The organism is Streptomyces sp. NBC_00887 (assembly GCF_045207585.1).
The window spans coordinates 7,688,725-7,711,358 of record NZ_CP108788.1 but is presented as its reverse complement, the minus strand read 5'-3'; the positions used below and the strand labels follow the sequence as shown (position 1 = coordinate 7,711,358).

At 70.9% G+C, this 22,634-nt stretch carries 23 protein-coding genes and 2 pseudogenes; 15 read left to right on the top strand and 10 right to left on the bottom strand.

All coding sequences use genetic code 11. From position 1 onward, the window contains the following. Positions 1-50 precede the first annotated feature (50 nt). Complete coding sequence (locus OG844_RS35200) at positions 51-863, top strand: site-2 protease family protein (RefSeq protein WP_406395865.1); 813 nt, start codon at positions 51-53, stop codon at positions 861-863. Positions 864-867: 4 nt separating this feature from the next. On the opposite strand, the gene OG844_RS35195 is transcribed toward OG844_RS35200, so the two are convergent. Together OG844_RS35195 and npdG are read right to left on the bottom strand one after the other, a co-directional pair. Then, entirely contained in the window at positions 868-1,050 is a 183-nt protein-coding gene (locus OG844_RS35195) for a hypothetical protein (RefSeq protein ID WP_351171745.1), read from the bottom strand. 80 nt (positions 1,051-1,130) lie between these two features. Then, positions 1,131-1,841 carry an NADPH-dependent F420 reductase gene (gene npdG / locus OG844_RS35190; protein ID WP_385622659.1) on the bottom strand — a complete coding sequence of 237 codons (711 nt, stop codon included), beginning with the start codon at positions 1,839-1,841 and terminating at the stop codon, positions 1,131-1,133. Between the two features lie 157 nt (positions 1,842-1,998). Between npdG and OG844_RS35185 the strand changes: the two genes are divergently transcribed. Continuing rightward, positions 1,999-2,601, top strand: coding sequence for a hypothetical protein (locus OG844_RS35185; RefSeq protein ID WP_406395862.1), 603 nt, complete (start codon positions 1,999-2,001; stop codon positions 2,599-2,601). Between the two features lie 158 nt (positions 2,602-2,759). On the opposite strand, the gene OG844_RS35180 is transcribed toward OG844_RS35185, so the two are convergent. Next, entirely contained in the window at positions 2,760-2,987 is a 228-nt protein-coding gene (locus OG844_RS35180) for a hypothetical protein (RefSeq protein WP_406395860.1), read from the bottom strand. A 58-nt stretch (positions 2,988-3,045) separates the two neighbouring features. Here OG844_RS35180 and map point away from each other — a divergent pair, with 58 nt between their 5' ends. Both map and OG844_RS35170 read left to right on the top strand, forming a co-directional pair. Continuing rightward, entirely contained in the window at positions 3,046-3,903 is an 858-nt protein-coding gene (gene map, locus OG844_RS35175) for a type I methionyl aminopeptidase (RefSeq protein WP_406395858.1), read from the top strand. 179 nt (positions 3,904-4,082) lie between these two features. Then, on the top strand, positions 4,083-4,745 hold the full coding sequence (locus OG844_RS35170; RefSeq protein WP_406395856.1) for a heme oxygenase (biliverdin-producing): 663 nt from the start codon (positions 4,083-4,085) through the stop codon (positions 4,743-4,745). Positions 4,746-4,754: 9 nt separating this feature from the next. On the opposite strand, the gene OG844_RS35165 is transcribed toward OG844_RS35170, so the two are convergent. Continuing rightward, positions 4,755-5,435 carry a PhzF family phenazine biosynthesis protein gene (locus OG844_RS35165; RefSeq protein ID WP_406395855.1) on the bottom strand — a complete coding sequence of 227 codons (681 nt, stop codon included), beginning with the start codon at positions 5,433-5,435 and terminating at the stop codon, positions 4,755-4,757. A gap of 62 nt (positions 5,436-5,497) precedes the next feature. Here OG844_RS35165 and OG844_RS35160 point away from each other — a divergent pair. The 5 genes and pseudogenes from OG844_RS35160 to OG844_RS35140 form a co-directional block, all read left to right on the top strand. Next, positions 5,498-5,771: pseudogene (locus OG844_RS35160) on the top strand (hemin ABC transporter ATP-binding protein); the annotation flags it as partial. 188 nt (positions 5,772-5,959) lie between these two features. After that, positions 5,960-7,096, top strand: coding sequence for an iron uptake system protein EfeO (gene efeO / locus OG844_RS35155; protein ID WP_406395854.1), 1,137 nt, complete (start codon positions 5,960-5,962; stop codon positions 7,094-7,096). Next, entirely contained in the window at positions 7,096-8,361 is a 1,266-nt protein-coding gene (gene efeB / locus OG844_RS35150) for an iron uptake transporter deferrochelatase/peroxidase subunit (protein ID WP_406395852.1), read from the top strand. The genes efeO and efeB overlap by 1 nt, the downstream gene beginning before the upstream one ends. 22 nt (positions 8,362-8,383) lie before the next feature. Next, the gene (gene efeU / locus OG844_RS35145) at positions 8,384-9,352 is read left to right on the top strand and encodes an iron uptake transporter permease EfeU (RefSeq protein WP_406395851.1); all 969 of its coding nucleotides are present in this window, start codon (positions 8,384-8,386) and stop codon (positions 9,350-9,352) included. Next, positions 9,303-10,229: a hypothetical protein gene (locus OG844_RS35140; RefSeq protein ID WP_406395850.1), complete on the top strand. Its 927-nt coding sequence runs from the start codon at positions 9,303-9,305 to the stop codon at positions 10,227-10,229. Before efeU ends, OG844_RS35140 begins: the two co-directional genes overlap by 50 nt. Positions 10,230-10,268: 39 nt before the next feature. Here the strand turns inward: OG844_RS35140 and OG844_RS35135 are convergent, their stop codons facing one another. Further along, on the bottom strand, positions 10,269-11,012 hold the full coding sequence (locus tag OG844_RS35135; protein ID WP_406395849.1) for a bifunctional DNA primase/polymerase: 744 nt from the start codon (positions 11,010-11,012) through the stop codon (positions 10,269-10,271). A 136-nt stretch (positions 11,013-11,148) separates the two neighbouring features. Then, positions 11,149-11,775 carry a TetR/AcrR family transcriptional regulator gene (locus OG844_RS35130; protein ID WP_406395847.1) on the bottom strand — a complete coding sequence of 209 codons (627 nt, stop codon included), beginning with the start codon at positions 11,773-11,775 and terminating at the stop codon, positions 11,149-11,151. 162 nt (positions 11,776-11,937) lie between these two features. On the opposite strand from OG844_RS35130, the pseudogene ddaH reads away from it, so the two are divergent. After that, positions 11,938-12,774 (top strand): annotated as a pseudogene (ddaH, locus tag OG844_RS35125) (dimethylargininase); the annotation flags it as partial. Here ddaH and OG844_RS35120 read toward each other — a convergent pair. Further along, the gene (locus tag OG844_RS35120; protein ID WP_406395845.1) at positions 12,771-13,766 is read right to left on the bottom strand and encodes a small ribosomal subunit Rsm22 family protein; all 996 of its coding nucleotides are present in this window, start codon (positions 13,764-13,766) and stop codon (positions 12,771-12,773) included. The pseudogene ddaH and the gene OG844_RS35120 sit on opposite strands and share 4 nt — an antisense overlap. Before the next feature lie 179 nt (positions 13,767-13,945). Here OG844_RS35120 and OG844_RS35115 point away from each other — a divergent pair, with 179 nt between their 5' ends. Beyond that, a complete protein-coding gene (locus tag OG844_RS35115) occupies positions 13,946-15,256 on the top strand; it encodes a hypothetical protein (RefSeq protein ID WP_406395842.1) in 1,311 nt (436 codons plus the stop codon). Here the strand turns inward: OG844_RS35115 and OG844_RS35110 are convergent. Then, positions 15,238-16,623, bottom strand: coding sequence for a Bcr/CflA family multidrug efflux MFS transporter (locus tag OG844_RS35110; RefSeq protein WP_406395840.1), 1,386 nt, complete (start codon positions 16,621-16,623; stop codon positions 15,238-15,240). The two genes, OG844_RS35115 and OG844_RS35110, sit on opposite strands and share 19 nt — an antisense overlap. A gap of 85 nt (positions 16,624-16,708) precedes the next feature. Here OG844_RS35110 and OG844_RS35105 point away from each other — a divergent pair, with 85 nt between their 5' ends. Beyond that, the gene (locus tag OG844_RS35105) at positions 16,709-17,716 is read left to right on the top strand and encodes a Gfo/Idh/MocA family protein (RefSeq protein WP_406395839.1); all 1,008 of its coding nucleotides are present in this window, start codon (positions 16,709-16,711) and stop codon (positions 17,714-17,716) included. Between the two features lie 25 nt (positions 17,717-17,741). Here OG844_RS35105 and OG844_RS35100 read toward each other — a convergent pair whose 3' ends face one another. Next, complete coding sequence (locus tag OG844_RS35100; protein WP_406395837.1) at positions 17,742-19,406, bottom strand: alkaline phosphatase D family protein; 1,665 nt, start codon at positions 19,404-19,406, stop codon at positions 17,742-17,744. A gap of 142 nt (positions 19,407-19,548) precedes the next feature. Here OG844_RS35100 and OG844_RS35095 point away from each other — a divergent pair, with 142 nt between their 5' ends. The 3 genes from OG844_RS35095 (at position 19,549) to OG844_RS35085 (ending at position 21,909) form a co-directional block, all read left to right on the top strand. Next, entirely contained in the window at positions 19,549-20,307 is a 759-nt protein-coding gene (locus OG844_RS35095; protein ID WP_406395835.1) for an SDR family oxidoreductase, read from the top strand. A gap of 157 nt (positions 20,308-20,464) precedes the next feature. Continuing rightward, a complete protein-coding gene (locus OG844_RS35090) occupies positions 20,465-20,932 on the top strand; it encodes a lamin tail domain-containing protein (protein ID WP_406395834.1) in 468 nt (155 codons plus the stop codon). Positions 20,933-21,054: 122 nt separating this feature from the next. Beyond that, the gene (locus OG844_RS35085) at positions 21,055-21,909 is read left to right on the top strand and encodes a PhzF family phenazine biosynthesis protein (RefSeq protein WP_406395833.1); all 855 of its coding nucleotides are present in this window, start codon (positions 21,055-21,057) and stop codon (positions 21,907-21,909) included. Between the two features lie 24 nt (positions 21,910-21,933). On the opposite strand, the gene OG844_RS35080 is transcribed toward OG844_RS35085, so the two are convergent. Further along, the gene (locus OG844_RS35080) at positions 21,934-22,545 is read right to left on the bottom strand and encodes a TetR/AcrR family transcriptional regulator (protein ID WP_383173719.1); all 612 of its coding nucleotides are present in this window, start codon (positions 22,543-22,545) and stop codon (positions 21,934-21,936) included. Between the last annotated feature and the right edge of the window lie 89 nt (positions 22,546-22,634).

The window sequence follows — 22,634 nt, the reverse complement described above, 5'->3', positions numbered from 1 at the left end:
CGTACGGTCGGGGCTCGCCGCCTGCCGTCCAGCACCCAGGAGTTCCGCCGATGACCACCGCCTTCCGCCGCAGCGACCGGCGGGTCAGTCCGATCTTCCTCGGGATCGTCGCCGTCATGGCCGTCTCGGGCTGGGCGGTGTGGACGGACTTCGCCGGCGAGACGGGCTTCGCGGTCTTCCTCTTCGTCACCGCGGCCTGGATCGTGTCGCTTTGCCTGCACGAATACGCGCACGCGCGCACCGCGCTGCACAGTGGCGACATCACAGTTGACGCAAAAGGGTATTTGACACTCAATCCACTCGCTTACACCCATGCCCTGCTCAGTATCGTGCTGCCCGTGCTCTTCGTGATCCTGGGCGGCATCGGACTGCCGGGCGGTGCGGTCTACATCGAGCGGGCCCGTATCACCGGCCGCTGGAAGCACAGTCTCATCTCGGCCGCGGGCCCCCTGACGAACGTCCTGTTCGCGATCGTCTGCACGGCGCCGTTCTGGCTGGACGCGCTGGAAGGGGTCCCGCTGTCCTTCCGCCTGGCCCTGGCGTTCCTGGCGCTGCTCCAGGTGACGGCCGCCGTCCTGAACTTCCTGCCGGTCCCGGGGCTGGACGGCTACGGCGTGATCGAGCCGTGGCTCTCGTACAAGGTCCGGCGGCAGGTGGAGCCGTTCGCGCCGTTCGGGCTGATCGCGGTCTTCGCGCTGCTGTGGATCCCGGAGGTGAACGGGGTCTTCTTCGACGCGGTCGACGCACTGCTGCGGGGGCTGGGCGTCAGCGAGGTCGAGACGTACTGCGGGCTCGACACGTACCGCTTCTGGCGGGAGTGGTTCGGCGACCAGGACCCGGGCTGCTCGGTGCTCGGGGCGTGAGCGGCTAGCTCCCGGCCGCCGCGCTCTCCACCCTGTGCTTGCGGATGTAGAACCACGCCATGTTCGAGGAGAGGCCGGCCAGCAGCACCCAGATGATCCCGAGGAAACTGCCCTGGGCGAAGGAGACCACGGCAGCGGCGACGGCGAGAACGCAGACGACGAGGGCGTAGATGGCGAGGCGGGGCATGAGGGCTGGTGCTCCTGTCCGGGGATGGTGCTCGGTCCCGTCCAGTGTCCCTCATGCCCGTTCCTGCTCCGGGCACGGGCTCACACGTCGGTGGCGCGCAGCCCCGCGTGTGCCTTGTAGCGGCGGTTGACGGAGATCAGGTTGGCGACGAGCGACTCGACCTGGTGCGCGTTGCGCAGCCGGCCCGCGAAGACGCCGCGCATACCGGGGATACGGCTCGCGAGTGCCTGCACGGTGTCGGTGTCGGCGCGTGCCTCGCCGAGCACCAGGACGTCGGTGTCGATCTCCTCGATCGTCTCGTCCTGGAGCAGTACCGCGGACAGGTGGTGGAAGGCTGCGGTGACCCGGGAGTCGGGCAGCAGGGCGGCGGCCTGCTCGGCGGCGCTCCCCTCCTCGGGCTTCAGGGCGTAGGCGCCCTTCTTGTCGAAGCCGAGCGGGTTGACGCAGTCGACGACGAGTTTGCCCGCGAGCTCCTCGCGCAGCGACTCGAGCGTCTTGGCGTGTCCGTCCCACGGGACGGCGACGATCACGACGTCGCTGCGGCGCGCACATTCCGCGTTGTCCGCGCCCTCGACGCCGTGGCCCAGCTCGGCGGCGGCGGCTTCCGCACGGTCGGCGGCACGGGAGCCGATGACGACCTTGTGACCGGCGCGGGCGAAGCGGTAGGCCAGGCCGCGGCCCTGGGGGCCCGTTCCGCCGAGTACGCCGATGGTCAGCCCGGACACGTCGGGAAGGTCCCAGGGGTCCTTGGCGGGGGGCTTGGGTGCGCTGCCGCTCTCATTCGTAGTCATGGCGCCGACCCTACTGCGAGGTAGCCGGGGCGACTCTGCGACGGAGGACACGGCGGCCCGCCCTGCTGGGCTCCCCGCCGGACAGGCCGGACCCCGTTCGAGTGCTTGAACCCCAAGGAGCCACCTGCGGAGATGAGTTGGGGCATGATGCCGGGCCATGGATGCCGTACGCGTCGCGCTGCTGCGTGAAGTACTCGCCGGGACCGAGTGGCCCGCGGCGACCCGTCGGTTCGCCAGGGCCCTGCGGTCCTCGGTCGTGCCGCAGGGCGGCGGGCTGCTGCTGGTGGGGACCGAGGCGTACGAGCCGTGGCACATGGCCGCGCATCTGGTCGACGAGTCCACGTGGTCGGGTCTGCCGCAGCTGCGGCCCACCCTCGTGCGGCACCGGGTGGAGCAGGGCGATCCGGCGCACCTGGCCGTCGGACTGGGCCGGATCGAGGCGGCCGGGCGGGGCGAGACCCTGCTCGTGGTGGCCCCGGAGCGGCCCGGCGGCGGGCTGCTGGAGCGGGTGCACGACGCACGCCGGGCCGGGGCGACGGTGCTGACGCTGGACAGTGGTGACGCGGAGGTGCGGGGGCTCGCCCATGAGTCGCTGACGGTGGGCGACGGGGACGACGTGGACCTGGACACCGTGCAGCACCTGGTCAGCGCGGCGGCCGGGGAGAACGGCGCGCCTTCCCCGCGAGGGCGCCGCACGTTCCGGGACCGGCTGTCACGGCTGGCCGACCAGCTGACGGCCCCGCCGCCGGCCCGCTGGTAACGGGTTCCGGCCGGGCGGGGCGGCGTGTGTCGCTCCGGTCGCGCTGCTGGCTGCGGCGCTGCCGAAGCTGCTCACGTACGATTCCGGGACGGACGAGGACGCGGCGCGCAGGCGGGCGGCGTCCCCCGGTCCCGCCGGGGTCCGGGGGTACGAGGCCCCTAGGGCTCCGGGGTCTCCTCCGTGCGGTCGTGCCACTTCGGGTCGTTCTCCCACTCCAGATTCCGCTCACGCGCCGTGTCCATGGCGTGCTGCGCGTCCCCGCGGGAGGCGTACGGGCCGAAGCGGTCCTTCGCCGGGCACTCGGGGCCCTCCTCGACCTTCTTGTGCTCCAGGCAGTAGTACCATTCGCCCGGTTTGCCGACCGTGCGCTTCTTGAACAGGGCCATCGTCGGATCCTTTCCTCGCAGCCATGCTGCCCCAGGCGCGCTGGTTAGACTCGCTGGCATGTCTGGCCAGTCGCTTCTCGTACCAGGGGAGATCACTCCCGTCCGTTCCGTTCCCGGAAACATCCGGCGCCCCGAGTACGTGGGCAAGCCCGCCCCCACGCCGTACACCGGGCCGGAGATCCAGGACTCCGACACCGTGGAACGCATGCGGATCGCGGGCCGCGTCGCCGCGCAGGCGATGGAGGAGGCCGCGAAGCACATCGCCCCGGGCGTCACGACCGACGAACTCGACCGGGTCGCCCATGAGTTCATGGTCGACCACGGCGCCTACCCGTCGACGCTCGGCTACCGCGGCTTCCCCAAGTCCCTGTGCTCCTCGCTCAACGAGGTCATCTGTCACGGCATCCCGGACTCCACGGTGCTGCGGGACGGCGACATCGTGAACCTCGACGTCACCGCTTACATCAACGGTGTGCACGGGGACAACAACGCCACCTACCTCTGCGGCGATGTCGACGAGGAGTCGAGGCTCCTCGTGGAACGCACCCGGGAGTCCCTGAACCGGGCCGTCAAGGCGGTGCGGCCCGGCCGCCAGATCAATGTGATCGGCCGGGTGATCGAGTCGTACGCGAAGCGGTTCGGGTACGGCGTGGTGCGGGACTTCACCGGGCACGGGATCAATTCCTCGTTCCACTCCGGTCTCATCGTGCCGCACTACGACAGCCCGCACGCGACGACCGTGATGCAGCCCGGCATGACGTTCACCATCGAGCCGATGCTGACGCTCGGGACGCACGAGTACGACATGTGGGACGACGGCTGGACCGTGGTGACGAAGGACCGGAAGCGCACCGCCCAGTTCGAGCACACGCTGGTGGTGACGGAGACGGGGGCGGAGATCCTGACTCTGCCGTAACGCTGCGCCCGGTCCGGGCCGGGCGTAATGTTTTACCGACAGGTAGTCGGTAACCAATTGACTTAGGTAAACCTAAGCAGGAGGATCGGCGTACTGGCAACCGGCGGCGCGCGGCTGGTGCTGCCGACATTTCCGTCTCTGTCCGGACTTCCCGCCCCCTCGGCCCCCGGAGGCCCCTCTTGGACGCAACCGCCACCACCCCGTTCTCCACGCTCATCCGCACCGCTTCGCACGAGCAGCACACGGAGGCGGAGTCCTCCTCCTTCATGAGCGACATGCTCGGCGGGCGGCTCGGGGTGGACGCGTACACGCGCTACACCGAGCAGCTGTGGTTCGTGTACCGGGCGCTGGAGGACGGCGCGCAGGCGCTGCGCGACGACCCGGTCGCGGGTCCGTTCATCCAGCCGGAGCTGATGCGCAGTGCCGAGCTGGAGCGCGACCTGGCGCATCTGCGGGGTGCCGACTGGCGCGAGGGCCTGGAGCCGCTGGCCGCCACCGCCGCGTACGCGGAGCGGGTCGCCGAGTGCGCCCGCGCCTGGCCGGCCGGTTACATCGCGCACCACTACACCCGCTACCTCGGGGACCTCTCCGGCGGTCAGATCATCCGGGGCACCGCTGAGAAGACCTGGGGCTTCGAGCGCAAGGGCGACGGGGTGCGCTTCTACGTGTTCGAGCAGATCTCCAATCCGGCCGCGTTCAAGCGGGAGTACCGGGAGCTGCTGGACGCGGTGAACGCCGACGACCTGGAGAAGCAGCGCATCATCGACGAGTGCAAGAACGCCTTCGCGCTGAACACCGCCGTATTCCACGAGCTCGGCGAGGTCTTCCCGCTCAGCGCGTAGCCGTCTCGTTCAGCCCTTGGCGGCCAGCAGGACGCGGCCCCCGATCTCCACCGTGCCGTCCGGCGCGGGTGCGGTGAGGATCTGGGAGCCGCGTCCTTGTGCGATGTTGAGGGCGCGGCCCAGCTCCGCGCTCAGCAGCATGGCCGCCGCCCCGGTCGCCTCGTCCTCGTCGATTCCGTCGTCCCTCCGCGGGAACGCCCGCGCCCGCACCCGCCCCGCCGCCTCGTCCTCCCAGGCCCAGACGTAGAGCCGGCCCCTTCCGGGCGGCGGCTCCGTCAGGGCCTCGACCTCGGCGACCGACGCGTACCGCTCCAGCGTCCTGGGCGCCGCCCACTCGGGGCGGGCCGTGATCCAGGTGAACTCGCCGTCCTGGCGGGCGAACACGTCCCCGACGGGCAGTTCCAGGACCTCCAGGTCGAGCAGCCACGCAGCACCGACGAGCGGATGCCCGGCGAACGGGAGCCGCAGTCCGGGCGTGCGGATGTCGACGTTCCCGCGCTCCGGGTCGTCGACGAACACGGTCTCGCTGAAGCCTAGTTTGCGGGCGAGCGCCTGCCGGGACTCGTTGTCGGGGTATCTGCGCCCGTCGCGTACGACCCCGAGCGCGTTGCCGTGGCGGCCGTCCGGGCCGCAGAACACGCGCAGTACGTCGATGCCGTCGGGTACGTCGGGTACGTCGTAGTCGTTCACGTGCGCATTCAAGCACCGCACGGGCCGGGGCGACGCCACAGGCCGCATCGGCGGGTGCCGGTGCGGTGGATCCGCGACATCGGGAACTGGTGCTGCGGATCTGCCGGGAGCGGGCGGCCGCCGGGGACGCCGTGGTCGTGGTGCTGCAGGACGTGGGGCTCGCGGCGGCCTACGCGGACCGGGCCGTGGTCATGGACGGCGGCCGGACAGCGGTCGCCGGGCCGCCCGCCGAAGTGTTCACGGGAGAGTTGCTCGGCACGGTACCGGCAGCCGGCGGAGGTGTTCCCGCACCCGCGGACCGGGGCGCCGCTCGTCGTACCGACAAGGGCCGCTTGACCCGCCTTTGACCCTCCTGTGGGTTCCCCGTGGGGAGGCCGTGACCTGCTCGTTCTCCTGGCCCTCCGGTGAGAGCTGAATCACTGCACGGAGGTGTACCGACCAGATAAGGCGCGACTAAGTTAGGTCCGCCTCACCTGCCCTTGGTCCGGCCTTTTCCTCGTTCTCTCGTCCCCTGTGGAGCCCGCATGCGAGCCGTTCGTCTCTCCGTTGTCACCGCTGCCGCGACCGTGGCCGCACTGACCGCCGTCACGGGCTGCGCCGAAAAGAGCGAGGGCAAGGGGGACGGCGCCGTCCAGGTCATCGCGAAGGACGACGCGTGCGAGGTGTCCAGGACGAAGATCCCGGCCGGCCACGTCGAACTCGCCGTGGAGAACAAGGGATCCAAGGTCACCGAGGTCTACGTCCTGTTCCCGGACGACCGCATCGTCACCGAGCGCGAGAACATCGGCCCCGGCACCAAGGCGAGGATCACCGCCGAGGTCAAGTCCGGTACGTACGAGATCGCCTGCAAGCCCGGCATGAAGGGCAAGGGCATCCGCCGGACCCTCGAGGTCACCGGCGGAAAGACGGCCGCGCGCAGCCCCGAGATGGACAGGGCCGTCGCCGGCTACCGCACCTACGTGCAGGCGCAGGCCGACGAGACGCTGCCCAAGGTGAAGGTCTTCACGGACGCCGTGGCCGCGGGCGACATCGAGGCGGCGAAGAAGGCGTACGCGGACTCCCGTATCGGCTGGGAGCGCACCGAGCCGGTCGCCGAGTCCTTCGGTGACATCGACCCGAAGGTCGACGTCCGGGAGGACGGCCTGGAGGACGGGCAGAAGTGGACCGGCTGGCACCGCCTGGAGAAGGCGCTGTGGCAGGACAAGAAGCTGGGCGCCGAGGAGAAGGCGCTCGCCCCCCTCCTCTACAAGGACCTGGCCGACTGGCAGAAGCGGGTCGGCCGGGCCGAGATCACCCCGACCTCGATGGCGAACGGCGCCAAGGAGCTCCTCGACGAGGTGGCCACCGGCAAGGTCACCGGTGAGGAGGAGCGCTACAGCCACACCGACCTCGTCGACTTCAAGGCCAACGTCGAGGGTGCGGAGAAGTCGTACGAGCTGCTCAAGCCGATCGCGTCGAAGAACGACCCGGCGCTGACCGCCACCCTGGACAAGCAGTTCGCCGCGCTGGACACCCTGCTGGACAAGTACCGCGCGGACAAGGCGTCCTACGCGTTCACCTCGTACGACAAGGTCGGCAAGGCGGACCGCAAGGAGCTCTCGGACGCGGTCAACGCGCTCGCCGAGCCGCTGTCCAGGCTCGCCGCCGCGGTGACGAAGTGATGCGGCCCGGAACCGGCGAGGAACCCGGGGAGAGGGACCCGGCCCCGTCCCGTCGCGCACTGCTCGGCTGGGGCGGTGCCGGTCTTGCGCTGGGAGCCGTCGCGGCGGGCGGCGCGGTCGCCGCGGTGCGCTCCGACGGGAGTGCGGAGCCTGCGGCGGACAGCGGCGCGGCCGTGCCGTTCCACGGTGTGCACCAGGCGGGCATCGCCACCGCCGTACAGGACCGGCTGCACTTCGCCGCGTTCGACGTGACGACGAAGGACAGGGCCGAGCTGATCGCTCTGCTCAAGGAGTGGACCCGGGCCGCCGAGCGCATGACGGCCGGGCGGGCGGTGGGCGACGGCGCGTACGGAGGCCCGGCCGAGGCACCGCCGGACGACACCGGTGAGGCACTGGGCCTCAAGCCGTCCCGGCTGACGCTCACCATCGGCTTCGGCCCGTCGCTGTTCGCCACGGACCGGTTCGGCCTCCAGGACAGCCGGCCCGAAGCCCTGGTGGATCTGCCCAAGTTCCCCGGGGACAACCTCGACGCCACCCGCAGCGGCGGCGATCTGTGCGTCCAGGCGTGCGCGGACGACCCGCAGGTAGCCGTGCACGCCGTCCGCAACCTCGCGAGGATCGGCATGGGCCGCGCCTCGGTCCGCTGGTCGCAGCTGGGCTTCGGCAAGACCTCGTCGACGACGCCCGACGCCCAGACCCCGCGCAACATGATGGGTTTCAAGGACGGCACCCGGAACATCGCGGGCACCGATGAGGCCGCCCTGACGAAGCACGTGTGGGTGAGCCCGAAGGACGACGGCGGGTGGATGACCGGGGGTTCGTACCTGGTGGCCCGGCGCATCCGGATGCACGTCGAGACCTGGGACCGCACTCCGCTCCAGGAGCAGGAGGACATCTTCGGCCGGGACAAGGGCGAGGGTGCCCCGGTCGGCAGGCCGAAGGAACGCGACGAGCCGTTCCTGAAGGCGATGCTGCCCACCGCACACGTGCGGCTCGCCCACCCGGACACCAACGGCGGGGCGTCGATCCTGCGGCGCGGCTACTCGTTCACCGACGGTACGGACGGTCTGGGCAGGCTCGACGCGGGACTGTTCTTCCTCGCCTACCAGCGCGATGTCCGCAAGGGCTTCATACCGGTGCAGCGCAGCCTCGCGGCGAGCGACGCCCTCAACGAGTACATCCAGCACGTGGGTTCGGCGGTCTTCGCCGTTCCGCCGGGCGTCCGCGACGAGGACGACTGGTGGGGCCGGGCACTGTTCTCATGACCGACACCGTGGAAGGACCGGCATGTTCGGCAACTATCTGATCGGCCTGCGCGAGGGTCTCGAGGCCAGTCTGGTCGTGTGCATCCTCGTCGCGTACCTGGTCAAGACCGGCCGCCGTGACGCGCTGCGCCCGGTGTGGACGGGCATCGGCATCGCCTGCGCCATCTCGCTGGCCTTCGGCGCCGCACTCGAATTCGGCTCGCAGGAGCTGACGTTCGAGGCGCAGGAGATGCTCGGCGGTTCGCTGTCGGTCATCGCCGTCGGGCTGGTGACGTGGATGGTGTTCTGGATGCGGCGGACGGCACGCCACCTGAAGGCCGAACTGCACGGCAGGCTCGACGCGGCGCTCGCCATGGGCACCGGTGCGCTCGTCGCCACGGCCTTCCTGGCGGTGGGCCGCGAGGGTCTGGAGACCGCGCTCTTCGTGTGGGCCTCGGTGCGGGCGAGCGGTGAGGGTTCCTCGTCGCCGCTGATCGGGGTGCTGCTGGGCATCGCGACCGCGATCGTGCTGGGCTGGCTCTTCTACCGGGGTGCGCTGAGGATCAACCTGTCGAGGTTCTTCACCTGGACCGGCGGCATGCTGGTGGTCGTCGCGGCGGGCGTGCTCGCCTACGGCGTGCACGACCTGCAGGAGGCCCGCTTCCTGGGCGGCCTGGAGGACAAGGCGTTCGACATCACCACCACGGTTCCGCCGGACAGCTGGTACGGCACCCTGCTCAAGGGCGTCTTCAACTTCCAGCCCGACCCGACCGTTCTTCAGGTCACGGTGTGGGCGCTGTATCTCATCCCCACGCTCGCACTGTTCCTCGCCCCGGTAGGGTTCGGACGGTCAGTGCGGACGACGGATCAGAAGGCGCAGAAGGCAACGGATGACAAGGCTGGGTCGACTGGCGACGGGGCTCGCGACAGCGGCGGTGCTGAGCGTGACGGCGAGCGGCTGCGTGACGGTGCACGGCGAACTGGAAGTTCTGCCGGGAGCGACGAGAACTGAGGCCGCACAGGCCCTCGATGACTTCCTCGTCGCCTACAACAAAGCGGACAAGGCATACGATCCGGCGCTGGACGCGGACCGGGTGACCGGTTCGCTGGGCGCGATCAACCAGGCCGGGCTGAAGGCGCGTCGGAAGTCCAGCCCGCAGGGAAACGCGTCGCACAAGCCGCTGGAACTGACCGACGCCGCGTTCAGCATTCCCAAGAAGGCGGGCTGGCCCCGCTGGTTCGTCGCGGACACGGACTCCAACCGCGACCAGGACAACGGGCGGCAGGACACCCGCTGGCTGCTGGCGTTCCTCCGCACCGGTCCCGACGCACCCTGGAAGGCCGCCTATCTGGCGGTCGTCCCGCAGTCCCAGGTGCCGAGGTTCCACAAGGACGCCGACGGCCTGGCGCACCCCGTGCCCTCGGCGGACACCGACGCCACCCTGGCCGTGCGGCCCAAGGGCCTCAGCGGAACGTACACGGGCTATCTGTCGCAAGGCTCACCGGATGTCTTCGCTCCGGGGGCGACGACGTCGGGCTGGCGGGACGCGCGCAAGAACACGCGCAGGGCGGGTTTCTCGTTCCAGTACGTCGACCAGGCCCTGGACAGCGGGACGTTCGCGCCGCTGGGCCTGAAGACGGAGGACGGCGGGGCCCTGGTCTTCTTCAGCAGCAAGCACTTCGAGCGGCAGACCGCGGCGCCGGGGCTGCGGCCCACGGTCAACTCGGACGTGGAGGCGCTGCTCACCGGTGAGGTGAAGAGCACCCTCACCAAGGAGCGGGTCTCCAGCCAGCTGGTGTACGTGCCCAAGCGGGGCGCCGGTGACTCGGGCGGCAAGGTGCGCGTGCTGAACCGGCTGCCCGGCCTGATCGCCGCACAGGGCTCGTGACGTCCGCGGGTCCCGTACCGCCTCGTCCGGCGGTGTCCCTCAGCGGCTGAGCGGCCAGGCCACGGAATCGTGGTCGAGGTCGCTCTCGTCGGCCGTGTCCGCGTACTGCGCACAGGCGTCGGTCAGCGTCTCGAGCAGGGTCAGGGGGTCGGGCAGCGGGTTCTCCGCGCCGCGGATCCAGTGCACGTCCAGCTCACCGGGGAGCCGGGCGGGCGGCAGGAGGACGTAGCTGCCGCGGCAGTGCCAGCGCAGACCGGGGTGCTCGTCCATGGTCTCGGGGTGGCAGTCCAGCTCGCACGGCCACCACTCGTCCTCGTCCTCGGGGGTACCGCGGGTGGCGGTGAAGAAGAGCATCCGGTCCTCGCCGGACTGGGCCACGGGGCCGACGTCGATGCCCGCTTCGAGGAGCCGTTCCAGAGCGGCGCGGCCGGCCGTCAGGGGGACGTCCAGGACGTCGTGGATCATGCCCGTGGCGGTGATGAAGTTGGCCAGCGGCTGGCCCGCGGCCCAGCGCTCGATCTGGTCGCGGTCCGTCGTGGACTGCGTCTGCCAGGCGAACGAGACGGGATGCCGGGCAGGAGTGGGGCAGCCGATGCGTTCGCACGAACATCGGTATCCGGCGGGATGCGCGGCGGGAGAGATCGGCATCCCTGCCTCGGCGACGGCCAGGAGCAGCTCCAGCCGAGCGGCGTCGTCAGCCTCCGGCCGCGGTTTCGGCCGACGTCGCAGCCATTGGGAGATCCTGCTCTCTGTGCCGCGATAGCGGCCGGAATCGGCGCCCATCTATCCCCTCACCTCAGCGTTGCTCCTCCATGGTCCCACCATCCTGCTCCTCGGGTGGCCAGAGTTACCAAGCAGGGTGCCCCGGGCTCCACGGAGAGTGGAGCCCACCTGCACCGAATGTAAGGGAATAGCCGATTTATTCCGCAGGCCCGGCCGCGAGTCCCCGCAGGGTGAGGTCGACCACCGCGTCCGCGTACTCATGGGTGAGCGGCAGGGTCCGGAGCAGCCAGCGGTGGGTGAGCGGGGCGATCAGCAGCTCCAGCGCGATGCGCGGATCGATGTCGCCGCGCACCTCGCCGGCCTCCTGGGCGGAGCGCAGCCGTGTGACGTACAACTGCATCTGCGGATCGAGCAGCTTCTCGACGAACTGGGCGCCCAGCACCGGATCGATGATGCCCTCGGCGGCCAGTGCGCGGGTCGGCGCCTCGGTCACGGGGTCGTTCAGCTCGTCGACGGTCGCCCGCAGGACGAGCTTGAGGTCGGCCGCCAGGTCCCCGGTGTCGGGGATCGCGTAGCCGCCCCGGTCACCGGCCTCCTCGGCCGCCCGGGTCCCCACGTCGATGAAGGCCTCCATGAGAACGGCCGCCTTGGACGGCCACCAGCGGTAGATCGTCTGCTTGCCGACCCCCGCGCGGGCGGCGATACCCTCGATCGTCGTCCTCGCGTAGCCGGCCTCGCCGACTAGGGCGAGGGCGGCGTCGTAGATCGCGCGGCGGGAGCGGTCGCTGCGGCGGCTGGAATCGGGCGCCTTGTGGGGTGACATCCGCCCAGCCTACAAGTCCACGGTCCGATACGTATCGTCTTGTTGACTGCTCGACGACCATCGCAGGAATCACCCGATCGGATCACTGCGCATCGGCCGGGAGCAGCGCACCATGAACTCACGCACAGACCGTGCGCATCCCACCGTTCCGCAGCTCCGGCTGCCGTTCGTGAGGAGCCTGCATTGACCCGTGACGCCACCCCTCGTCGCTACCTGATGTGCGCCCCGGCCCACTTCAAGGTCACGTACTCCATCAACCCATGGATGGACCCCTCGAAACCTGTCGACCTGCCGCTGGCCAACACCCAGTGGGAGGACCTGCGCGACCGCTACCGCTCGCTCGGCCACACCGTCGAGCTGCTCACCCCGGAACCGGACCTCCCCGACATGGTGTTCGCCGCCAACGGCGCCACCGTCATCGACGGTCGTGTGCTGGGCGCTCTCTTCGCGTACCGGGAGCGGTACGCGGAGGCCGAGGCGCACCGGGACTGGTTCCGGGCCAACGGCTTCACCGACATCCATGTGCCGGATCACGTCAACGAGGGGGAGGGCGACTTCGCGGTCACCTCCTCGTACCTCCTGGCGGGGCGCGGCTTCCGGTCCAGTCCGCTCTCCCACGACGAGGCGCAGGAGTTCTTCGGTCGCCCCGTGATCGGCCTCGATCTGGTGGACCCGCGCTACTACCACCTGGACACGGCGCTGTGCGTCCTCGACGACGCGGCCGACGAGATCATGTACTACCCGGGGGCCTTCTCGCCGGGCAGCCGGTCCGTGCTGGCCAGGCTCTTCCCCGACGCGCTGGTCGCCGAGGAGGCGGACGCCGCGGCGCTCGGCCTCAACGCGGTCAGCGACGGCCGCCACGTGCTGCTTCCGCAGGCCGCCGTCGGGCTCCTCGATCCGCTGCGGGACCGCGGCTTCGAGCCCGTTCCGATGGACCTCGGCGAGCTGCTCAAGGGCGGCGGCAGCGTGAAGTGCTGCACCCAGGAGCTGAGACCCTAGGGGTTCTCCGGAGGCGGCCAGGCGTCGCCCCACGCGGTGTCCCGGGCGGCACGGTACAGATCGCCGTGCCGCTTGGTGACCGTCGCGCGCTGCAGGCCCTCCTCGCGGGTGCAGAGCTCGAGGAGCACCTGGCCCTTGCGGATCTGCGGCCTGCGGGTGATCCGCGCCCGTACCGGATCGGTGGGGAAGCGGGTCGCCACGACGTAGCTGAACTTCTCGTCCTCGTGGCTCAGCGAGCCGCCCTTGACCTTGCGGTGCAGGGACGAGCGGCTGACCCGCGCCGAGAAGTGGCACCAGTCCGTGCCCGGCTCGATGGGGCAGGCGTCGCTGTGCGGACAGGGCGCCGCCACGGTCAGCCCTGCGCCGATCAGCAGGTCGCGGGCCTCGATGATGCGGGCGTAGCCGTCGGGGGTGCCCGGCTCGACGATCACCACCGCCTGCGCCGCGGCCGCGGCCGCGTCCACCACCTGGATCCGGTCCTTCGGGGTGAGCTCCTTGAGGACGTACGAGACGGTCACCAGATCCGTGGGCGCGAGTTCCAGCGCCGTGCCGATCCTGGCTCGCTGCCACTCGGCGTCCCGCAGCCCGGGAATGCCCGAGGCCGTGGCCAGTTCGCGGCCGAGCACGAGGGCGGGCTCGGCCCAGTCCAGCACGGTCGTGCGCGGCTCTTCCCAGGCTCCCGCGACGGCCCAGCTCGCCGCGCCCGTACCGCCCCCGATGTCGGTGTGCGTGGCGGGCACCCACTCCGGCGCCGCCTCACGGAGTGCCGCGAGGGCGGACCGTACGGCCTCGAAGGTCGCGGGCATCCGGTACGCGGCGTACGCGGCGACGTCCGAGCGGTCGCGCAGGACCGGGGCGTCGGTGGGAGTGGTCCCGCGGTAGCTGGCGATCAGCCGGTCGACGGCCTGTGCGGCCTGCTTGGGCGGCAGCCCGTCGAGCAGCGCGGCCAGGGCCGTGCGCAGGGCTTGCGCTGTGGGGAGGGTGGCGTTCACCGCCGAATTGTAGGCGCAGGGGGCCGGTCCGCCGCTGCCGGACGGTCCGGTACGGCACCGGGACAGAACGGCGACGGAACCGAACTGCTCCTGCCCGTAGTCGTGTTGTTACGCTGACCGGCGCCGGATCGGGACAGGTCGTTCGGGATCGGTCAGGGGGATTTCTCATCGGGGGGACCATGAGACAGAAGATCGTGCGCCTGGCCCTGGTCGGCGGGGTGCTCTTCCTTGCGCTGCTGCTCCTGCTGGCCACCTGCGGCGGGGACGGCGGCAGCAGCAGGAAGGACGACAAGCCGAAGAAGCCGGTGAGGAGGAGCGCGGGCCCGGCGACGCGGTTGACGGTCCCCCCGGCCTACACGACGGCCCGCGGCTGGGAGATCGTGGGTGTGGGGCCCGACTACGCCCTCGCGCACACGACGGGCCGGCTCGCCTATCTGGTGGAGGTCTCCGACAACCGCTACCGGCTGCGGACCGTCGACACGGAGACGGGCCGCAACGGCTGGAGCGGCGAGGCCTGGCGGCCGCCGGACCCGCTGCACTTCCCGAAGCTGCTGAGCGTCGCCAAGGAGGACCGGCAGTTCTTCGTGACCTGGTCGTACGGGAAGGTCGGCGACGGGCTGACCCCGGCCGACACCTTCGTCTCCCTCGATGTGTACGACGCCGCGGACGGCGAGCGCCGGCGGGTCGAGGTGCCGTGGAACGGCGCGCCGACGGTCACGGCGACCGGCCCGGACATCCTGATCAGCGACGGCCGTGCGAACAGTGCGACGGTCGACCCGGTGACCGGCCGGGTCTCGGAGGTCGGCGCAGCCTCGGTGACGTACCCGAAGGGCTGCGCCGCCTGCAAGCAGCTCACCGAGGTGCGCGGGCAGACGGCGAAGGGGCTTCTGTTCAGCGGGGTGCGCGAATTCTGGGTGCGGGGCGGCTGGTTCAGCAGGACGGTCGCGCCCAGGGGCGCCGACGTGCTCTCCGGCGTGCCGACGTCCGTGGCCTCCGACCGGATCCTGGCGAAGTGGCAGCTCGCCAAGGGGTCGAAGCGTGCCGCGACGCACGAACTGTGGACGGTGCACGACGCCACGAGCGGCAAGGCGATGGTCTCGGTGGAGTGCCACAAGCCGGCCATCGCGCCCGGACGCTATCCACAGGCCGTCGTCTCTCCTTCGGACCGCTACCTGGTGGCGGGGAACCTGGCCTTCGATCTGGAGGCGGCGAAGGGGGTCTGCTTCGAGGAGGAGGACGGGGCGGCGCAGCTGACGCTCGCCTCGGTGACGGACACGGGCACGGCGTACGGCGCGACGAACGCGCGGGACGCCTCCGACGCCCTGGAGGGCGGCGGGGCCCCGGTCACGATGAGCTTCGCGACCTGGGGCACCGAACCGCTGCCCCTGAATGTGCGGCTGCCGGAGAGGGAGACGTCCGGGACCGGAGTGTTCCGCTGGACGGACCGGAAGGACCGGCTGCACCTGCTGGGCTATCCGCGCGTGGGCTGATCCTGCGGTCCGCCCCTGTTCTGCCACGGCCGGCACAGGCCGAGGAAGCACGCCACCGCGGAGAGGGCGCACACGACCTGCACCACGGCCATGGGTACGGCCGTCTGCTCCCCCGCGATCCCGACCAGGGGTGAGGCGATGGCGCCGACGAGGAACGACGTCGTGCCGAGCAGCGCGGAGGCCGACCCCGCCGCGTGCTTCGTGCGCATCAGGGCCTGGGCGTTGGTGTTGGGCATCGCCAGTCCCATGGCGGACATCAGGACGAAGAGCCCGGTGGCGACGGGCAGCAGGCCCACGTCGCCGAATACTCCGGAGGTCATGAGCAGCAGGGCGACGGCCGCGAGGGAGATGACGGCGAGTCCGAGACCGAGCGCCTTGTCGAGGCTGATCCGGCCGACGAGCACCTTGCCGTTGATCTGGCCGACGGTGATCAGCCCGATCGAGTTGATGCCGAAGAGCAGGCTGAAGGTCTGCGGCGAGGCTCCGTAGATCTCCTGGACGACGAACGGGGACGCGCTCACGTAGGCGAACAGCGCGGCGAAGGCGAGACTGCCCGCGATCATGTACCCGGTGAACACCCGGTCCGCCAGCAGGCCGCGCATGGTGCGCAGCGCGTCACCGATACCGCCGGTGTGCCGTTCCTCCTCGGGCAGGGTCTCGTGCAGCCACTTCCACACGATCAGGGTGAGCAGCACGCCGACGACGGTGAGCACGACGAAGATGCCGCGCCAGTCGGTGAACCGCAGCACCTGTCCGCCGATCACGGGTGCGATGACGGGAGCGACGCCGGAGATCAGCATCAGGGTGGAGAAGAACCGGGCCATCTCCATGCCGTCGTAGAGGTCGCGCACCACGGCCCTGGAGATCACGATGCCCGCGGCGCCCGCCAGCCCCTGCAGGAGGCGGAAGCCGATGAGGAGTTCCGCGGAGGGGGCGAAGGCGCAGATCGCGGTGGCGACCACGTAGATGATCATGCCGAGGAGCAGCGGCTTGCGCCGTCCCCACCGATCGCTCATCGGTCCGACGACGAGCTGGCCGAGCGCCATGCCGGTGAGGCACGCGGTCAGCGTGAGCTGGACGGTCGCGGCCGGGGCGTGCAGCGAGTCGGTGACCGCGGGCAGCGCCGGGAGGTACATGTCCATGGAGAGCGGCGGCAGCGCGGTCAGCCCGCCGAGGACCAGGGTGACCAGGATTCCGGCCCGCCGTGCGGCGTCGGTGGCCGAGGGGCCCGGGGTTGCCGGTATGTGTTCCTGCCGGTGTTCCTGCCGTACCGGGCGAATGTGCCGCTCTCGCTGCTCGTGGCGTTCGGACTGTTCCGGTCGTTCTTGCTGTTCCTGCTGGGCCCGGCTCACGCCGCTGTCCGGCATCCTCGTCTCCGCTTCGTTGAATCCACATCTATGCTCTCAGCTCAGTCGTAGTGGTCGGAACCTTTTTTCATGAGGGCGGGCGGGCATGAGCAGGACTGTGCGTTGGGGTGTACTGGCGACGGGCGGCATAGCCGCGACGTTCACCGCGGATCTGCTGGCGATGAAGGACTCCGGCGCCGAGGTCGTCGCGGTCGCCTCCCGCACGGACGCCTCCGCGAAGGCCTTCGCCGAGCGGTTCGGGATCGGGCGGTCCTACGGCAGCTGGGCGGAGCTCGTCGCCGACGACGACGTCGACGTCGTGTACGTGGCCACGCCGCACTCCGCGCACCGGGAAGCCGCGGGGCTCGCCCTGGAGGCGGGGAAGCACGTGCTGTGCGAGAAGGCGTTCACGCTCAACGCGCGCGAGGCGCGGGAGCTCGTGGCACTGGCCCGGGAGCGCGGACTCTTCCTCATGGAGGCCATGTGGACGTACTGCAACCCCGTCATCCGCCGCATGACCGAGCTGGTGCGGGACGGAGCCATCGGCGAGATCCGCACGGTGCAGGCCGACTTCGGTTTCGCGGGCACCTTCGGCGCCGAGCACCGGCTGCGGGATCCCGCACTGGGCGGCGGCGCGCTGCTGGACCTCGGGGTCTACCCGGTGTCGTTCGCGCACCTGCTGCTGGGCGAGCCGGACCGGGTGCAGGCGGACGCGCTGCTGTCCCCTGAGGGCGTCGACCTCAACACCGGGATGCTGCTGGGCTGGGACTCGGGTGCCACGGCCCTGCTGAGCTGTTCGATCGTGGGGAACCTGCCCACCACCGCGTCGGTCACCGGCACGGCCGGGCGGATCGACTTCCCGCACGGCTTCTTCCACCCGGACCACTTCGTCCTGCACCGTTCCGGCCGGGAGCCCGAGGAGATCACCACAGGCCCCGGACCGCAGGGCCTTTCGGGCATGCAGTACGAGGCTGCCGAGGTGACGCGTGCGCTGGTCGCGGGCGAGACGGAGTCCCCGCTGGTGCCGCTGGACGGTTCGCTCGCCGTGATGCGGACGCTCGACGCGGTACGTGACCGCATCGGCGTCCGCTATCCGGCGGACGACCGCACCTGACCCTTCCGGCCGGCACGGGGCCGGGTCACGCGGGGGTGAGCCCCGGGTTCCCGGCCTCGGTCACGAAGGACGCGGCCGTGCCCACGGGCGCGCCGGGCGTGGTGACGGCCGACACCGTACGGAAGTCGGCGCGCGCCTGCTCCGTGCCGAGAGTGACGAGGGCGTAGCCGCGGCGGCCGTTGTAGAACTTCATGTGCGGGTTGGCCTGGGTCTGGTTGGTCCAGTTGGCCGGCTTCTCGGCGCCGTCCTTGCCGCTGGCGATCGAGGTGGCCACGATCTCCGTGCCGACGGTCCGGGACGACGGGTCGTCGAAGTCCTTCTTCAGGTCGAAGCCGTAGCCGACGTGGACGTCCCCGGTCAGCACCATCAGGTTGTCGACCCCGGCGGCCTCCGCCCCGTCCATGAGCCGCTGCCTGGAAGCCGGGTAGCCGTCCCACGAGTCCATGGACAGCTTGAAAGCGTCCGTGGGTACGTCACGCCGCCGGGCGAAGGTCACCTGCTGCGGTACGACGTTCCAGCGGGCGCGGGAGTTCTTCCAGCCGTCGAGCAGCCAGCGCTCCTGGGCGGCTCCCGTCATGGTGCGCGTCGGGTCCTCGGACTCGGGTCCGGGGACCTTCCAGCCGTCGCCGTACGCCTGGTTGCTGCGGTACTGGCGGGTGTCGAGGATGTCGAACTGGGCGAGCCGGCCGAACTCCAGGCGGCGGTAGAGCCGCATGTCGGGGCCGGTGGGGCGCTGCGGGGTGCGCAGCGGCTGGTTCTCCCAGTAGGCGCGGTAGGCGGCGGCCCTGCGCAGCAGGAACTCCTCCGGCGGGACGCTGTTCTCCGGGGTGTCGCCCGCGTAGTTGTTCTCGGTCTCGTGGTCGTCCCAGGTGACGACGAAGGGGTGGGCCGCGTGGGCGGCGCGCAGATCGGGGTCGGACTTGTAGAGGCCGTAGCGCATCCGGTAGTCCTCCAGCGTGACCGTCTCCCGGTTGTAGTGGGCCGGGAGGGTGCGGTCGGTGTAGTTGCGGGCGCCGCCCGTGGCCGTGACCGCGTACTCGTAGAGGTAGTCGCCGAGGTGGAAGACCACGTCGACGTCCTCGGCCGCGAGGTGCTTGTAGGCGGTGAAGTAGCCGTCGTGGTAGGCCTGGCAGGAGACGGCGGCCAGGGTCAGCGAGCTGGTGCGGGCGCCCCGTGCGGGGGCCGTGCGGGTCCGGCCGGCGGGGCTGATCCAGCTGCCGGCGCGGAAGCGGTAGTAGAAGGTCCGGTCCGGGGCGAGGCCGTCGACGTCCACGCGGACGCTGTGGCCGAACTCCGGGTGCGCGGTGACGGATCCGCGCCGGACGATCCGGGCGAAGCGCTCGTCGCGGGCGACCTCCCAGCGGACCTGTACACGCGTGGCCGGCAGTCCGCCGTCCGCTTCGAAGGGGCGGGGCGCGAGTCTCGTCCACAGGAGGACGGAGCCGGGCAGCGGGTCGCCCGAGGCGACGCCGAGGGTGAAGGGGTCCTCGGTGATCTTCCGGGCGTCGAGCTCGGCGGCGCTCGCGGCACCCGCGGCGGGCAGGTTGACGGCGAAGGCCAATGCGGCGGCGGCGCCGGTGACGGTGAGGAAGCTGCGGCGGCCCACGCCGGAACCGAGCCTCCGCGCGGCGCTGCGGAGTTCGGCGGAATGCCCCTGCTGACCGGGCGTGCTGATCTGTGTGGCTGTCATATGCCCCTCCCCTGCCGGATGCTGTCAGACGCATTGGAGTGCGGGGCGACGACGTGCCGTTGGCGGGTACACAACATCCGTGTGGCGGTGCGATGAGCACCGGGTGCCCTGCGCCGCCGAACCTCCCGTACGCTGCCGGGCCATGAACGCTGAGCAGAGAATCGCTGTCGTCACGGGTGCGGGATCGGGCATCGGCCGGGCCGTCGCCCTCACCCTCGAAGAGGCCGGCTGGACGGTGATCCTGGCGGGACGGCGGGAGGAGCCCCTCGAGGAGACCGCCGCCGCGGCCCGCGGCCGGGGGGACACCGTGTGCGTGCCCACCGATGTGACGGAGCCGGACGAGGTGACGGCGCTCTTCTCGCTCGCCCGGGAGCGCTTCGGCCGCCTCGATCTGCTCTTCAACAACGCGGGTACGTTCGGGCCGCGTTCGATGCCGGTCGAGGACATCGCGTACGAGGACTGGCGCACGGTGGTGGACGTCAATCTGACGGGGGCGTTCCTGTGCGCGCAGGCGGCGTACCGCCTGATGAAGGAGCAGGACCCGCAGGGCGGCCGGATCATCAACAACGGCTCCGTCTCCGCGCACGCCCCCCGCCCGCACTCGATCGCGTACACCGCGACGAAGCACGCCATGACGGGTCTGACGAAGTCGCTGTCACTGGACGGCCGTCCGTACCGGATCGCCTGCGGGCAGATCGACATCGGCAACGCGGCGACCGACATGACGGAGCGGATGCAGACGGGAATCCTCCAGGCCAACGGCGACGTGGCCGTCGAACCGGTGATGGCGGCGGCCGACGTGGCCCGGACGGTCCTGCACATGGCGGAGCTGCCGCTGGAGGCGAATGTGCAGTTCGCGACGGTCATGGCGACCGCGATGCCGTACGTGGGCCGGGGCTGACACCTCGGCGGCCGGACCGTCCGCACCCTCGCCCCCGCATGCCCGAACCCGTCGCAAAATGACCGAGTTTGCTGATTTCCGCAGCCACCACCGCGCAAGCGCGTACTGCCCGTATGCTGCTGACCTTCACCAGATGAACACAGAAGGAACACACAGTATGCGCATACGCACCGCCGCGCCTCTCGCCCTGGCCGCCGCCACCGCTCTGGCCGGCTCGCTCCTCGCCACGGCTCCGGTCTCGGCGGCCTCCCACCAGGGCGGACTGCACCTCGGCAAGATCCAGTACGACAGTCCCGGCAGCGACACCGGGACGAACACGTCCCTGAACGCCGAGTTCGTGGACATCCACAACAACGGCACGGTGAAGCTCCAGCTCAAGGGCTACCGGCTGAAGGACAACACCGGGTACACGTACACCTTCGGCAGCTACACGGTCGCCGCGGGCAAGACGGTCCGGGTCCACACGGGCAAGGGCAGCAACGCCGGGGCCCACGTGTACTGGAACCGCGGTTGGTACGTCTGGAACAACACCGGCGACAAGGCCCGGCTGTACAAGCCCAGCGGCTCGCTCCAGGACTCCTGCTCCTGGACGAGCTCGAGCACGGGGATCAAGGTCTGCCACTGACCGCAGTGAACGGCCGCCGCGGTCCGGGGGGTCCGCGGTCCGGCCAGGGGGTGGTACGGGGGGTCAGGGCCCCGTACCACCCCTCGGGAATTCCCCTGACCGCGCTTCAGTTGTCGTGTGGCATGAGCCGACTCCCCAGCACCGAGGTGCTGCGCTACACCGCCTTCTCCGCCGACCCGGACGGGGGCAATCCCGCCGGTGTCGTGCTGGACGCCTCCGGTCTCGACGACGCGGCGATGCTCTCCGTCGCGGCGGAACTGGGCTACAGCGAATCCGCGTTCCTCACCGCATCCGACGGCCGGGGCGGGCACACGATCCGCTACTTCAGCCCCAAGGCCGAGGTCCCGTTCTGCGGCCATGCGACGGTCGCGACGGCCATTGCCCTCGCCGAACGCGACGGCCCGGGCGACCTGCTGTTCGCCACCCCCGCCGGTACGGTCCCGGTCACCGTCACCCGGGACGGCGACGAGCTCCGCGCGACCCTCACCAGCGTCGAGCCGCAGGTCTTCGACATCGGACCGGACGACCTGGCGGAGGCCCTGGCCGCACTCGACTGGCCGCCCACCGACCTCGACCCGGCCCTGCCGCCCCGCATCGCCTACGCGGGCGCCCGCCACCTGGTGCTCGCCGCCGCGACCCGTGAGCGACTGGCGGACCTGGACTACGACTTCGCCCGCCTGGAAGCCCTGATGCACCGGCTGGACCTGACCACGCTCCAGCTGGTCAGCCGCGAGTCGGCGACCGTCTTCCACGTCCGCGACCCGTTCCCGGTCGGCGGCGTGGTGGAGGATCCGGCCACGGGTGCGGCGGCGGCAGCGTTCGGCGCGTACACCCGGGAGCTCGGCCTCGTCCCGGACGACGCCGTCCTCACCCTCCACCAGGGAGCGGACATGGGCCGCCCCGGCACGCTCACCGTGGAACTGCGCCCGGACGACACCCGGATCAGGGTGAGCGGCACGGGAACCCGCATCGGCTGACCCGCGCCGACCGCGGCGGCCCCCTCAGACCACGTACACACCTGCCCGCGCCGCCACCGCCGCCGCCTCCGCCGCGCGGTCGGCGGCGGCTTCGTCGAGGGGGTCGCCGCTGGCCAGCAGCCGGTAGTACAGCGGCGCGGAGACGGCCCGGATCACCTCGCCCGCGTCGGTGCCCGCGGGCAGCTCGCCCCGCTCGACCGCCGCGTCGACACAGCCCGACCACTCCGCGATGCGCACGGCGTAGAAGCGGTGCAGCGCCTCGGCCGTACGGGCGTCACAGGTGGACGCCGCGATCACGGCGGCGAAGAGCGCGCCCTGGCGCGGGTCGGTCAGGGTGCGCACCACCAGCCTGGCGTTGGCCCTGAGGTCCTCGTCCAGTGAACCCGTGTCCGTGCGCGGTACGGACTGCTCCGCCATGTCCGTGAGCAGATCGGCGACCAGACCTGCGGTACCGGCCCAGCGCCGGTAGACCGTCGTCTTGCCGACCTCGGCGCGTCGTGCGACATCGGCGAGGTCGAGCCGGTCGAATCCCTGCTCGACCAGCGCGTCACCGGCCGCCCGCAGGACCGCTTCCCGCACCCGGGCCGTGCGCCCACCGGGCCGGACCATGCCCGGCTCCGCTCCTTCAGCATCCATAACGGGCCTCCAGTTCTATTAATAGCCCCCACCCTGCTACGGTGACTCCACCCTAACGGAACCAAGGACCCGTTAGAGCCATCCGCTTC